This window comes from Streptacidiphilus monticola, from assembly GCF_042658505.1.
Taxonomy (GTDB): domain Bacteria; phylum Actinomycetota; class Actinomycetes; order Streptomycetales; family Streptomycetaceae; genus Streptacidiphilus; species Streptacidiphilus monticola.
Genome location: NZ_JBHSQJ010000006.1, coordinates 96,293 through 108,751 on the forward strand (window position 1 = coordinate 96,293; position 12,459 = coordinate 108,751).

A 12,459-nucleotide genomic window follows, 5' to 3' on the forward strand; every position below is an offset into this window, starting at 1 on the left:
TCGGCGGAAGGCTCTCCTGGGCCTGGCTGCCCACCGCTCGGACCGCTCCCGCCTCGACGCGGTGCCGCCGCTGCGGCCCTCGGGGAGGGTTTCCGGGGCGCGCTTCCCGCGGGCGCGTGGCGGGCAGCGGTCGGGGAGGGCGCTGCCCTGGGTGCTCGCGGTCGCGCTGGCCCCGTTGTGGCTGGTCGCGGGTGAGCCGCTGCGGCAGGTGGTGCTCCGTCCCCGGGTGCGGATGCGACCGTCCCCGGGCGCGGCACTGCTCGCGGACCTGCTCTCCCATCCGGCGCTGCTCGCGCTGACCGCCCCCGCGCGGTTCCTGACGAGCCGTCACGGGCGGCGCCGCGGCGGACGGATCCCGCCCGGGCGCGGGGACGGGCCGCCGCCTCCGGCCGGGGACCGCGAGCCGCGGAACCCGCCGAGCGTGCCCCCGTCGGACGCGGTGAGTCTCACACCGTAGCCGCGCCCGCGGCCGGTCGGCGGGCCGCGCATAGGATCGGGCCATGTCCACCAGCTCCGCCGCCCCCGCCGCCCCCGCCGGCCCCGGCCACTCCCCCAGCGACTTCCGCGCCGCCGCGCACCAGGCCGCGGACCTGCTCGCCGACTACCTGACCGAGCTGCCCGCCCGTCCCGTCTGGCAGCCGATGCCCGACGCGGCGCGCGAGCGGCTGCTGGCGCTCCCCCTTCCGGAGCAGGGGCGCCCGCTGGCGGAACTGCTGGACGACATCAGCGAGGAGGTGCTGCCCTACCCCATGGGCAACGGGCACCCCCGCTTCTTCGGCTGGGTCAACGCCGCCCCCTCCCCCGCCGGCGTGCTCGCCACCCTGGCCGCGTCCGCGATGAACCCCAGCACCGCCGGCGGCGACCACGCCGACGTGCACCTCGAGCGGACCGTCGTGCGGTGGATCGCCGAGCTGGTCGGCTACCCGGCCGCGCCCGGTGGCGGGCTGCTGACGTCCGGGGCGTCCATGGCGACCATCGTCGCCCTCGGCGCGGCCCGCGCCCGCGCCGCGCAGCGACTCGGGGTGGACGTGCGCGAGCAGGGGCTGGCCGCGCTGCCGCCGCTGACCGGATACGTCACCGGCGAGACGCACTCGTGCGTCCGCAAGGCCGCCCAGCTGCTCGGCCTGGGCAGCGCCAACCTGCGGACCGTCGCCACGGACGCCGACGGCCACCTCGACCTCGACGCGCTGCGGGCCGCCGTCGCGGAGGACCGCGCGGCCGGGCGGGCGCCCTTCCGCGTCGTCGGCTCCGCCGGGACCGTCAACTCCGGTGCGGTGGACGACCTGGAGGCCCTGGCCGGATTCTGCGCCGAGGAGCAGCTGTGGTTCCACGTGGACGGCGCCTACGGTGCCTTCGGACGGCTCGACCCCGCCTCGGCCCACCGCTTCGCGGGGCTGGAGCTCGCCGACTCGCTCGCCCTCGACCCGCACAAGTGGCTGGGCGTGCCGGTGGACTGCGGCTGCCTGCTGGTGCGCGACCCGGCCCAGCTCCGGGCCACCTACAGCCTCGTGCCCTCCTACCTGCGCGACGACGCGGCCGGGGACCTGGGCTGGTTCTCCGAGTACGGCATCGAGCAGACCCGGCCGTTCCGCTCGCTCAAGGTCTGGGCGACCCTGGCCGCGCTGGGCCGCGCGGGCGTGGCGGCCTCGATCGCCCGATGCTGCGAATTGGCGCGGCTGCTGGGCGAGTTGGTGGAGGCCGAGCCGGATCTGGAGCTGCTGGCTCCCGTGGAGACCTCCATCGCGGCCTTCCGCTTCGCCCCGGCGGGGGTGGCCCAGGAGCGCCTGGACGCGGTGAACCAGGCGCTCCCGGTGGCCGTGCAGCAGCGCGGCCAGGCGTTCGTCACCGGGACGGTGCTGCACGGCCGCGAGGCGGCCCGGGCCTGCCTGCTCAATCCGGCGACCACGGAGGCCGACCTGAAGCTGCTGGTCCAGGAAGTCCTGGCCGCCGGGCGGGAGCTGCTCGCGCGCTGAGCCCCGGGGCCGCCCCGTTCCGGGACAGGACCTGGAAGGGGTCGGTCAGGCGCCCCCGCATCCGACCGACCGGCGCGCCCACGCCGCCGAACTGACAGCGGCGGGACTGGAGTTGACCTCGCGGATCATCGAGCGCGCCGAGGCGGCGCAGGCCGGTGGTTCACCGAGGGGCGACCTCCGAGCCTCGCTGAGTTTGAAAGATATTTCACTAACTTGTGCAAGACCCTTGTGTCAGGGACGCGCCCGGCGGCACGCTACTGCCGCCAGGCCGACCGGACGACGTCGGCCCCGTCCGAAAGCGGCCGCAACGATGCGTCCTCCCCTGCGTTCGAAGCACGCCCTGCTGACCTTCGCCTGCGTCGGCGCCCTGACCGGGTCGCTGCTCGCCCTCGCCCCCGCCGTCCCCGCCCGGGCGGCCGCCCACGACAACAACGTCGAGTGGAACGGCCTCTTCCACGACCAGGGCCCGCTCTACGACAGTGCGCCCGCCCCCAGCTGCACCACCGCCCCGCAGCTGACCTTCCGCACCTACCGCTACGACGCCACCGCGGTGACCCTCAAGTACTGGGACACCGCCGACTCGGCCTTCCACACCGTGCCGATGACCTGGAACCGCCAGGACGCCACCGGGGACTTCGACCTGTGGACCGCCACCCTGCCGGCGAGCTGCTCCGTCAAGTACTACCGGTTCCAGATCGTCGACGGCACCGCCTCCGCCTGGTACAACGCGGCCGGGACCTCCAGCAGCGAGCCCAGCTCGGGCGACTTCTACGTGATCCCCGGCTTCACCACGCCCGACTGGGCCAAGAACACCGTGCTCTACCAGATCTTCCCGGACCGCTTCGCGAACGGGGACACCGGCAACGACGTCACCACCGGCGCCTACACGTACAACGGCGCGCCCACGGAGCAGAAGAGCTGGGGCGCGAGCCCGGCGGCCGACTCCGGCTACAACAACTCGACCGTCTTCTTCGGCGGTGACCTGCAGGGCGTCGACCAGAAGCTCGGTTACCTGAAGAACACCCTGGGCGTGAACGGGATCTACCTCAACCCGATCTTCACCTCGCCCAGCAACCACAAGTACGACACCGAGGACTACGACAACGTCGACCCGCACCTGGGCGGCAACAGCGCGCTCAGCCAGCTCGTCACCGACGTGCACAGCAGCAGCAACGGGCCGGCCGGGCACATCGTCCTGGACGGCGTGTTCAACCACACCGGCAGCTGGAACAAGTGGTTCGACAAGGACAACGTCTGGCCGGGGGCCAACGGCGCCTACGAGAGCCAGTCCAGCCCGTACTACAGCTACTACACGTTCCAGAACTGGCCGACCCAGTACACCGCCTGGGACGGGTATCCGACGCTTCCGAAGCTCGACTACGGCGCGTCGGGCTCCGTGGTGCGCAACGCGGTCTACGGCTCGACCGGCTCCGTCGCGCAGGAGTGGATCCGCAACTACGGCATCGACGGCTGGCGCCTCGACGCCGCCGGCGACCTGGACGCGGGCGGCGGTGCGGGCAACGACGCGACCAACCACCAGATCTGGAGCGAGTTCCGCAGCGCGGTGAAGTCCGCCAACCCGAACGCCCTGGTCTTCGGCGAGATCTGGGGCAACGCCAACTCGTGGACGACGGGCGGCCAGTGGGACGGCGCCACCAACTTCGACGGGTTCACGCAGCCGGTGTCGGAGTGGATCACCGGCAAGGACTACCAGAACAACGCGGCGTCCATCACCACATCCCAGTTCGACAGCTGGCTGCACGGCACCCGCGCCAACTACCCGACCCAGGTGCAGCAGGTGATGAGCAATCACCTGTCCAACCACGACATCGTCCGGTTCGGCACCCGAGCGGGCGGCGACATCTGGAAGACCTACCTCGCGCTGTTCTTCCAGATGACGTACGTCGGCATGCCGACGATCTACTACGGCGACGAGTACGGCATGCAGGGCGGAGCGGACCCCGACAACCGCCGCACCTTCGACTGGACCCAGGCCACGACGGGGAACAGCGCGGTGGCGCTGACGAAGAAGCTGATCTCGATCCGCAACAGCTATCCGGCGCTGCGCACCGGGTCGTTCATCACCCTGGGCACCGACGACACGAACAAGGTCTACGCCTTCGGGCGGATGGACGCGAGCAACCGGATCGCGGTCGTGCTCAACAACGACTCCGTGTCGCACACGTACACCGTGCCGGCCTACCAACTGTCCGTCCCGGACGGCACGACGATGACCGACAAGATCACGGGCACGGTCTACACCGTGGCGAACGGGACGCTCAGCGTGACCGTGCAGGGCCACTACGGCGCGATCCTGGTGCAGTGAGAGCACCCCGCAGGGGCCCGAGGCTGCGAACATGTGCGGCTCCGCCGCGTGGGCGCGAGCGACACGCCACCGGGGAGGTCCGACCCCGTCTGCGGGACGAACCTCCCCGGGTGGTGGGCTGGTGGCGCAGTGCCCCTCGCGCCCCTCAAGGGCCTCCTACGGGCGCGGAACGCGGCGGGTGGCCGCGTCCGCGGCGCCGCCCGCGCCGACGAGGCCGCGGCGGTGGACGGCGAAGTCGTCGAGACGGGAGCCCATCGCCCGCAGCCGCGACGGGCCGATCGCCGCGGTGAGCAGGGGCGCCAGGTACCTGCTCGGCTGCATGCCGCGCAGCCACGCCTGCGCGTACACGTGGGCGCTGCGCCGGGCGACGCCGTCGGCCAGCCGCTCGACCGCCGGGGCCAGCGGGTAGGTGCGGTTCAGCGGCCACGGCAGCGCCGCGCGCATGTCCCGCATCACCGGGTCCTCGTCCGCGCCGCGCACCATGTCCGTGTCGGTCCAACTCAGGTATCCGACCCCCACCTTGACACCCTGCAGGGCGACCTCCGCGCGCAGCGCGTGGGCGAAGGCCTCCACGCCCGACTTGCTGGCGCAGTACGCCGTCATCAGCGGGGCCGGGGTCAGTGCCGCGAGCGAGGCGATCTGCAGCAGGTACCCGCGCGACTCCGCGAGCGCGGGGAGGAAGGCCCGGGCCGTCGTGGCGCTGCCCAGCAGGTTGACCTGGACCACCCGCTCCCACACGTCGGGGTCGGAGTCCACGAACGGACCGCCGGTGGCGATACCGGCGTTGGCGACCACCGCGTCCACGCGGCCGTAGCGGTCGACGACCGCCGCGGCCACCTGCCGCATCGCGTCGAGGTCGGTGACGTTCGCCTCCCACCAGCCGGCCTGCGGGCCGCACTCGGCGGCGACCGACTCCAGCTCCCTCGGCTCCAGTCCGACCAGCACCGGCACCGCGCCGCGGCGGGCCAGCACCCGGGCGAGCTGGGCGCCCACGCCGCGGGCCGCCCCCGTGATCACCACGACCTGTCCGCGCAGGTCCCTGCTCTTCGCCACTGCTGACACCCTCTCAGTTCTCAACGGTGATGCGGTCGTACTCGCTCAGGTCCACCGTCCGGGTCTCCCGCCGGAAGTGGGCCGTGGTGCCGGGCCAGAGCACCGTGTTGTTGCCGCGGCCGTCCAGGTACCAGCTGCGGCAGCCGCCGGTGTTCCACACGGTCCGGGTCATCCGCCGCTGCACGGCGTCGTTCCAGCGCAGCTGGGCGGAGCGGGTGGGGTCGAGGGCCGCCGCGCCGGTGGCGTCGAGCTTCCTCAGGAAGTCGGCGAGGTAGTTGAGCTGGGACTCGATCATCAGCACCATCGAGCTGTTGCCCAGGCCGGTGTTGGGGCCGATCACGAAGAGCAGGTTGGGGAAGCCCGCGACGGTGGTCCCGCGCAGGGCGGCCATGCCGTCCTTCCACTCCTCGGCCAGCGTGTGCCCCGCCGCGCCGGTGATGTGCTCGGCCACCGGCAGGTCGGTGACGTGGAAGCCGGTGCCGAAGACGATCGCGTCGACCTCGTGCTCGCTGCCGTCCGCGCCGACCACCGTCGAGCCGCGCACCTCGCGCAGCCCGGCGGCGACGACCTCCACATTGGGCTGCGCCAGTGCCGGGTAGTAGCTGTTGGACAGCAGCACCCGCTTGCAGCCGAAGCGGTAGTCGGGGGTCAACTTGGCCCGCAGCACCGGGTCCTTGACGTGGCGTCGGAGGTTGGCCAGTGCCAGCTTCTCGGTGAGCTGGAGCACGGCCGGACGCTTGGTGAACGCCCCCACCTGCGCCTCGCGCACGGTCCACAGCGCCCCGCGCAGCGCCTTCTGCACGGCCGGCACGCGGCGGTAGACGGCCCGCTCCAGGCCGGTGATGTCGCGGTCCATCCGGTTCATCACCCACGGCGGCGTCCGCTGGAACAGCACCAGCCTGCCGACCTGCTTCTGGATCTCGGGCACGAACTGGATCGCCGAGGCCCCGGTCCCGACGACGGCCACGCGCTTGCCGCGCAGGTCGTAGTCGTGGTTCCAGCGGGCGGAGTGGAAGACCTCGCCGGGGAAGGCGTCCAGCCCGGGCAGGTCGGGAATCTGCGGGTCCGACAGCGGGCCGCAGGCGGAGACCAGCACCTGGGCGCTGAACTCGCCGCGGCTGGTGGAGATCTGCCAGCGCGCGGTCCCGGTGTCCCAGCGCGCCGAGCGCACCTCGTGGCCGAACCGGATCCACGGGCGGATGCCGTGACGGTCCGTCACCTGCTCCAGGTAGGCGCGGATGTCCGGCTGGCCGGAGAAGGTCCGCGGCCACTCCGGGTTGGGGGCGAAGGAGAAGGAGTACAGGTGCGAGGGGACGTCGCAGGCGCAGCCGGGGTAGCTGTTGTCCCGCCAGGTGCCGCCGACGGACTCGGCCCGCTCCAGGACGACGAAGTCGTCGATGCCCTCCGCGCGGAGCCGGATGGCGGCCCCCAGGCCGCCGAAGCCGGTTCCGACCACCGCCACGCGTACCCGCTGCACGCCGTCCGTGCCGCTCCCGCCGCTCGCCATCGAGCCCTCCCGCAATCTGCCAGTAACTGGTGGCACCGTCAGGAGACTAGGGCAGCGCGCCCGCGACCGGAAGACTTTGTTACGGGCGGGTAGGGAGCTTCTTGACGGTCAGCCCGTCCATCAGCCGGTCCAGCACGGCCCCGGCCTCCTGCCGGGCCAGCACGTGGTCCTCGGCCCGGGCGATGTAGAGGCTGGCCTCGGAGATCAGCGCGGCGAGCATCCGGGTGAGCGGCGCGACCGGCATGGGCTCGATGTCCCCCTCGGCGATGGCCCGGGTCAGCTCCTCGGCCAGCAGCACGTACCCGTGCTGCTCCACCAGGGCGTCCCAGGCGCTGTGGCCGAGCACGGCGGGCCCCTCGATCAGCACGATCCGCTGGAAGTCGGGATCGTTGCAGGCGTCGAGGAACGACTGGAAGCCGGTGCGCAGCAGACTCCAGGCGTCACCCGTTTGCTCCTGGGCGCGCAGGGTCTCCTGCTCGACCAGTCGCTCGGCCATCTCCTGGGCACACTCACCCATGACGGCCCGGAAGAGGTCGGCCTTGTCCTTGAAATGGTGATAGAGCGCACCCCTCGTGACCTGCGCCGCAGCCACGATGTCCTCGGTGCCGGTGGCCGCGTACCCGCGCTCGGCGAAGAGCGTGCGCGCGGCGCCCACCAGCGCACGCCGGGTGTCCGCCGTGTGGTCCGCACGACGGCTCCGTCGGATCCGGGCGACTGCCATACCACCATCCTGTTCCATACAGCCTGTATGTTAGTTGAGGACACCGATCCCGGTGCCCGGGGGAACGGAGACATGGATCATGGGACTCCCACTCAACCTGACCGTCAAGATGGGCACCTACCTCCTCAAGCAGAAGCTTCTCCGTCGCGAGAAGTTCCCGCTCATCGTCGAGGTGGAACCCCTCTTCGCGTGCAACCTCGCGTGCGCGGGCTGCGGCAAGATCCAGCACCCCGCGAGCGTGCTCAAGCAGCGCATGCCCGTCGAGCAGGCCGTCGCGGCCGTCGAGGAGTCGGGGGCCCCGATGGTCTCCCTGGCCGGCGGCGAGCCGCTGATGCACCCTCAGATCGACGAGATCACCCGGCAGTTGCTCAAGCGCGGCAAGTTCGTGGTGCTCTGCACCAACGCGGTGCTGCTGCCGAAGCACATCCACAAGTTCAAGCCGCACCGCAACTTCGCGTGGATGGTCCACATCGACGGCCTGCGCGAGCGGCACGACGAGTCGGTGAGCAAGGAAGGCGTGTTCGACCAGGCGATCGAGGCCATCAGGCAGGCCAAGGCAGCCGGGTTCGCCGTCTACACCAACTCGACCTTCTTCAACAACGACAGCCCGCAGGACGTCATCGAGGTGCTCGACTACCTCAACGACGAGCTCAAGGTCGACCGGATGCAGATCTCGCCCGGTTACGCCTACGAGAAGGCCCCCGACCAGGACCGCTTCCTCGGCGTCGAGCAGACCCGCACGCTGTTCAAGAAGGCCTTCGGCGACGGCCGCCGCAAGAAGTGGCGACTCAACCACTCGGCCCTCTACCTCGACTTCCTCGAGGGCAAGCGGGACTTCGACTGCACGCCCTGGGCGATCCCGTCCTACTCGCTCAAGGGGTGGCAGAAGCCCTGCTACCTGATGGCGGACGGGTACGTGAAGACCTACCAGGAGCTGCTGGACAGCACCGACTGGGAGAACTACGGCCGCGGCAAGGACCCGCGCTGCGACAACTGCATGGCGCACTGCGGCTACGAGCCGACGGCCGTGCTGGCCACCATGTCCTCGCTCAAGGAGAGCCTGCGGGCGGTCACCGCGGGCTGAGCGGAACGGCACGGAAAGGGACGGCCTGCCTCCGGCAGGCCGTCCCTTTCGTCCCTGGTGTCCCCCCGGATGGCTCACTAGCATGAAGCGACCTCCATTGGGGAGGACGAAACAGGACCATTGGGGGGATACCGATGGCCGCTCCACAGGTCGGGGACAGGTTCCACGTCCTCACCGCGCTGCTGCTGACGCCGGGGCAGTTCCCCTCGGTGCTCGGCGACGACTACCCCGCGGCCTGCGCCGCGCTCGCCCTGGAACCCTGGGCCGACGGCTACGGCCTGCTGCTCGGGCAGACCCCGGACGGCGCCCGCCGCACCGTGGTGTGCGACGACGCCGCGCTCGTCGGCTCGGCCGTGGCCGCCTGGGACTGCGGGGTCGAGTACCGCCTCCAGGCCCCCGACCGGACGCTGATCGAGTCCGTCGCCGGCTGGCCGCTCGCGCTGCGCGGCGGCGTCCCGCACCTGCCCGAGCCCTTCGACCCCCCGGAGGAGCCGGGTCGGCCGTTCCTGCGCGCTCCGGACCCGCAGGCCTGGGGCCCGGCCCAGCGGCGGCTGGGCGCGGACGACGTGGCCAAGCACTGGCTGCTGTGGCGGGAGAAGGTCGCCGCCGGCGCGCAGCTGGATCCGGACGCCCCGCAGCCGCCGCAGGTGCAGCGGATCCTGCGCGAGTCCCGCGGCTACACGGCGGACCCGCCCCCTGCCGGCCGGGTACGCTCCGCGCCGGCCCCGGACGGCGCCCGCATGGTCCGCGCGGACGGCCCGGGCTGGAGCCTGGCCGCGCACACGGACGACATCGCACTCGTGCTGACGGACGACCTCCCCCACGAGGTCACCCCCATCCCCCGCACGCCGGAACTCCCCTCCCTCCTCCGCGCCCTGGACCTGATGGCGCGCACCTCCCACTGAGGGACCGTCAGACGCCGCGGCTCCGCGGGTGGGGGGTGCCGCAGTTCCCCGTCCGGTGGGCGGGTCGCGCGGGTCCGCGCCGGACTCGGGGTGCAAGGTGAACCCATGGGCATCGACAGGCGCGGGCTGGTGGTGGCGGGGATCTGCGGCGCCGCCGCCCTGGCGGGTGGGACGGTGACGCTGACCGGCTGCACCTCGAAGGCCGGCAGTCCCTCCCCGTCCCCCACCGGCTCCGGATCGCCGTCCGGCGGCGAGTCCGCGCCCGCCTCGACCGGGGTCACGGAGACGTCCCGGCCGACCGTGTCTCCGTCCTCGTCCGGCCCGAGCGGCACCGCGCTCCCCTCCGTGACGCGCTGGTCCCCGAGCCCCAACGACATCCAACCCGCCGTCAAACTCCGGGCGGTACGGCTCATCGAGGCTCTCGGGAACTGGACCCCCGCCGACCCCGACCCGCGCTCGCGCGCGAGCAAGGCGGGCTACCGCGCGAACCTGGTGTCGCAGGCCGACGGGCTGCTCCCCGCCGCCGGCTCCGCCGCGCTGCAGGTCCTGGAGGCGCAGTACGGCGGCATCCTCGCCGACTCCGCCAGTGTGCTCGTCGTCTGCCGCCAGTGGACCCCCGCCGGGCCGACCGGGGGCATCACCGTGGACGTCCGGCTGACGAGCAGTCAGCCCGTCTGGACGGTCACCGCGCTGCACCCCTCCCAGCCGGGGCCCGCCTCGCACTCACTGTCCGCCGCCGCCCGGGCCGTCCTGGCCAGTGACGCCATCACCCTCCCGCCCGCCGGGCACGCGGACGTCGCCAGTGACCAGGTCCACGACACCGCCCTGGAGGCGCTGCTCACCCTCTCCCGCCGCTACCGGCTCGAACTGAGCGTGGTCCGCTCCGGGCACCCGATCGACGTCTTCGGAACCAACCGGCCCAGCGACCACCCCCGCGGCCGTGCCTTCGACGTCTGGCGGATCGACGGGCACGCCGTCGTCGACCCGGCGACACCGCACTCCCTCGTGGACGGGTTCATGCGCGCGGCGGCCGCCGCCGGGTCCTACAACGTCGGCGGCCCGCGCCTCCTGTCCGGAGGCGCGGGCAACCAGTTCTTCTCGGACGACACCCACCACGACCACGTCCACGTGGGCTTCACGTCCTAGGGCCGCGTCAGTGCGCGGGCGGGGCCGCTTCGGCGTTCTCGAAGCCCTTGAGCGGGACCTCCTTGAGCACCAGCGCGAAGCCGAGCGCGATCACGATGAACGGCACGCCCACCAGGAACAGGTCGCCGATCGCGTGCGCGAAGGCGGCGGTGACGTGGCTCTTGATCGGCTCCTGGAGGTGCTGGATCGCCTGGACGTTGTTGGTGTCCATCTTCTGGCCGGCCGGCGCCGGGCCCATGTAGTGCTTCAGGCGGGAGGTCAGCACCGTGCCGAAGATGGCGGTGCCGATCGACGCGCCGATCTGCCGGAAGAAGGTGGCCGACGCCGTGGCGACGCCCATGTCCCGGAAGTCGACGGCGCTCTGAATGGCCGTCACCAGCGTCTGCATGGTCAGGCCCAGGCCCGCGCCGAAGATGAAGGCGAAGATCGCCACCTGCCAGTACGGCGTGTGGTTGGTGATCCGGCTGAGCAGCAGCAGCGAGCCGATGATCACCAGCGCGCCGACGATCGGGTAGATCTTGTACTTGCCGGTCTTGGCCATGATCCGGCCGGAGCCGATCGCGGTGAACATGATGCCGGCCACCGCCGGAAGCATGCCGAGGCCGGACTTGGTGGCCGACATCCCCTGCACGGCCTGGAGGTAGACCGGGAGGTAGATGATGCCGCCGAACATGGCGAAGCCCGCGAAGAAGCCGAAGCCGTTGCCCATCCGGAAGACCGGGTTGCGGAACAGGCGCATCGGCAGGATCGGCTCCTTGGCCCGCAGCTCGATCAGGACGAAGACCACGGTGACCGCGATGGAGCCCAGCAGCAGCGCGAGGCCCTGCCACGAGCCCCAACCGTAGGACGTGCCGGCCCAGTTGAGGTAGAGCAACAGGCTGGTGACGCCGAGCACGATGGCCGTGGCGCCCGCGTAGTCGATCGAGTGCTCGCGGCGGTTGACCGGCAGCTTGAGCGCGAAGGAGCACACCACCAGGGCGGCGATGCCGACCGGCAGGTTGATGTAGAAGACCCAGCGCCAGCCGATGGAGTCGGTGAACCAGCCGCCGAGCAGCGGGCCGGCGACGCTGGAGAGGCCGAAGACGGCGCCCATCATGCCCTGGTACCGGCCGCGCTCCCGCGGGGGTATGACGTCGCCGATGATGGCGAAGGCCAGCGACATCAGACCGCCGCCGCCCGCGCCCTGGATCGCGCGGAAGGTGATCAGCTCGCCCATGTTCTGGGAGAGGCCGGCCAGCGCGGAGCCGACCAGGAAGAGGACGATGGCGGCCTGGAAGATGATCCGCCGGCCGTACAGGTCGGAGATCTTGCCCCAGAGCGGTGTCGCGGCCGTGGAGGTCAGCAGGTACGCGGTGACGACCCAGGACATCTTGTCCAGGCCGCCGAGCTGGCTGACGATGGTGGGCAGCGCGGTGCCGACGATGCTCTGGTCGAGCGCGGCGAGCAGCATGCCGGCCATGAGACCGCCCATGACGGCCATGATCTGCTTGTGGCTGAGGTAGTTGGGGCCGTCGGCCTGCGCCTCGGGACCGGGTGGGGTGACCGGGGTGTCGGTCGAGATCTCTGACATGACGCGGGACAGTACTCCATGGCACCGACAGCCCCGCCACCGGGGCTAGCCTTACGGCAAGTAAGCTGGTGGCGGGGCTGCTGACGACCGGTCAGCCGGTCAGGTTCAGCTCGCGTTGAGCGCCGTGTCGTCGAGGACGAAGGACGTCTGCAGGCTGGAGTCCTCGGTGCCGGT

10 protein-coding genes are annotated in these 12,459 nt (G+C 71.8%); 6 read left to right on the forward strand and 4 right to left on the reverse strand.

The window, feature by feature from the left end; all coding sequences use genetic code 11:
- The 3 genes from ACFP3V_RS01965 to ACFP3V_RS01975 form a co-directional block, all read left to right on the forward strand.
- The coding region (locus ACFP3V_RS01965) for a hypothetical protein (RefSeq protein ID WP_380578956.1) at positions 1 to 457 on the forward strand (457 nt) is incomplete at its 5' end.
- 43 nt (positions 458 to 500) lie between these two features.
- Positions 501 to 1,973: a pyridoxal phosphate-dependent decarboxylase family protein gene (locus tag ACFP3V_RS01970; protein ID WP_380578958.1), complete on the forward strand. Its 1,473-nt coding sequence runs from the start codon at positions 501 to 503 to the stop codon at positions 1,971 to 1,973.
- Positions 1,974 to 2,283: 310 nt separating this feature from the next.
- Positions 2,284 to 4,299 carry a glycoside hydrolase family 13 protein gene (locus ACFP3V_RS01975; RefSeq protein ID WP_380578960.1) on the forward strand — a complete coding sequence of 672 codons (2,016 nt, stop codon included), beginning with the start codon at positions 2,284 to 2,286 and terminating at the stop codon, positions 4,297 to 4,299.
- Positions 4,300 to 4,455: 156 nt separating this feature from the next.
- Here ACFP3V_RS01975 and ACFP3V_RS01980 read toward each other — a convergent pair whose 3' ends face one another.
- From ACFP3V_RS01980 to ACFP3V_RS01990, 3 genes are all read right to left on the reverse strand, one after another.
- Entirely contained in the window at positions 4,456 to 5,352 is an 897-nt protein-coding gene (locus ACFP3V_RS01980) for an SDR family oxidoreductase (RefSeq protein WP_380578962.1), read from the reverse strand.
- A gap of 13 nt (positions 5,353 to 5,365) precedes the next feature.
- Positions 5,366 to 6,859: a flavin-containing monooxygenase gene (locus ACFP3V_RS01985; protein WP_380578964.1), complete on the reverse strand. Its 1,494-nt coding sequence runs from the start codon at positions 6,857 to 6,859 to the stop codon at positions 5,366 to 5,368.
- Between the two features lie 79 nt (positions 6,860 to 6,938).
- Positions 6,939 to 7,580, reverse strand: a complete 642-nt coding sequence (locus ACFP3V_RS01990) for a TetR/AcrR family transcriptional regulator (protein WP_380578966.1) — start codon at positions 7,578 to 7,580, stop codon at positions 6,939 to 6,941.
- 79 nt (positions 7,581 to 7,659) lie between these two features.
- Here ACFP3V_RS01990 and hpnH point away from each other — a divergent pair, with 79 nt between their 5' ends.
- From hpnH to ACFP3V_RS02005, 3 genes are all read left to right on the forward strand, one after another.
- Positions 7,660 to 8,664, forward strand: coding sequence for an adenosyl-hopene transferase HpnH (gene hpnH / locus ACFP3V_RS01995; protein ID WP_380578968.1), 1,005 nt, complete (start codon positions 7,660 to 7,662; stop codon positions 8,662 to 8,664).
- Between the two features lie 134 nt (positions 8,665 to 8,798).
- Positions 8,799 to 9,569 carry a hypothetical protein gene (locus ACFP3V_RS02000; RefSeq protein ID WP_380578970.1) on the forward strand — a complete coding sequence of 257 codons (771 nt, stop codon included), beginning with the start codon at positions 8,799 to 8,801 and terminating at the stop codon, positions 9,567 to 9,569.
- Positions 9,570 to 9,674: 105 nt separating this feature from the next.
- The gene (locus ACFP3V_RS02005; RefSeq protein WP_380578972.1) at positions 9,675 to 10,715 is read left to right on the forward strand and encodes a hypothetical protein; all 1,041 of its coding nucleotides are present in this window, start codon (positions 9,675 to 9,677) and stop codon (positions 10,713 to 10,715) included.
- A 7-nt stretch (positions 10,716 to 10,722) separates the two neighbouring features.
- Here ACFP3V_RS02005 and ACFP3V_RS02010 read toward each other — a convergent pair whose 3' ends face one another.
- Positions 10,723 to 12,285, reverse strand: a complete 1,563-nt coding sequence (locus ACFP3V_RS02010) for an MDR family MFS transporter (protein WP_380578974.1) — start codon at positions 12,283 to 12,285, stop codon at positions 10,723 to 10,725.
- Between the last annotated feature and the right edge of the window lie 174 nt (positions 12,286 to 12,459).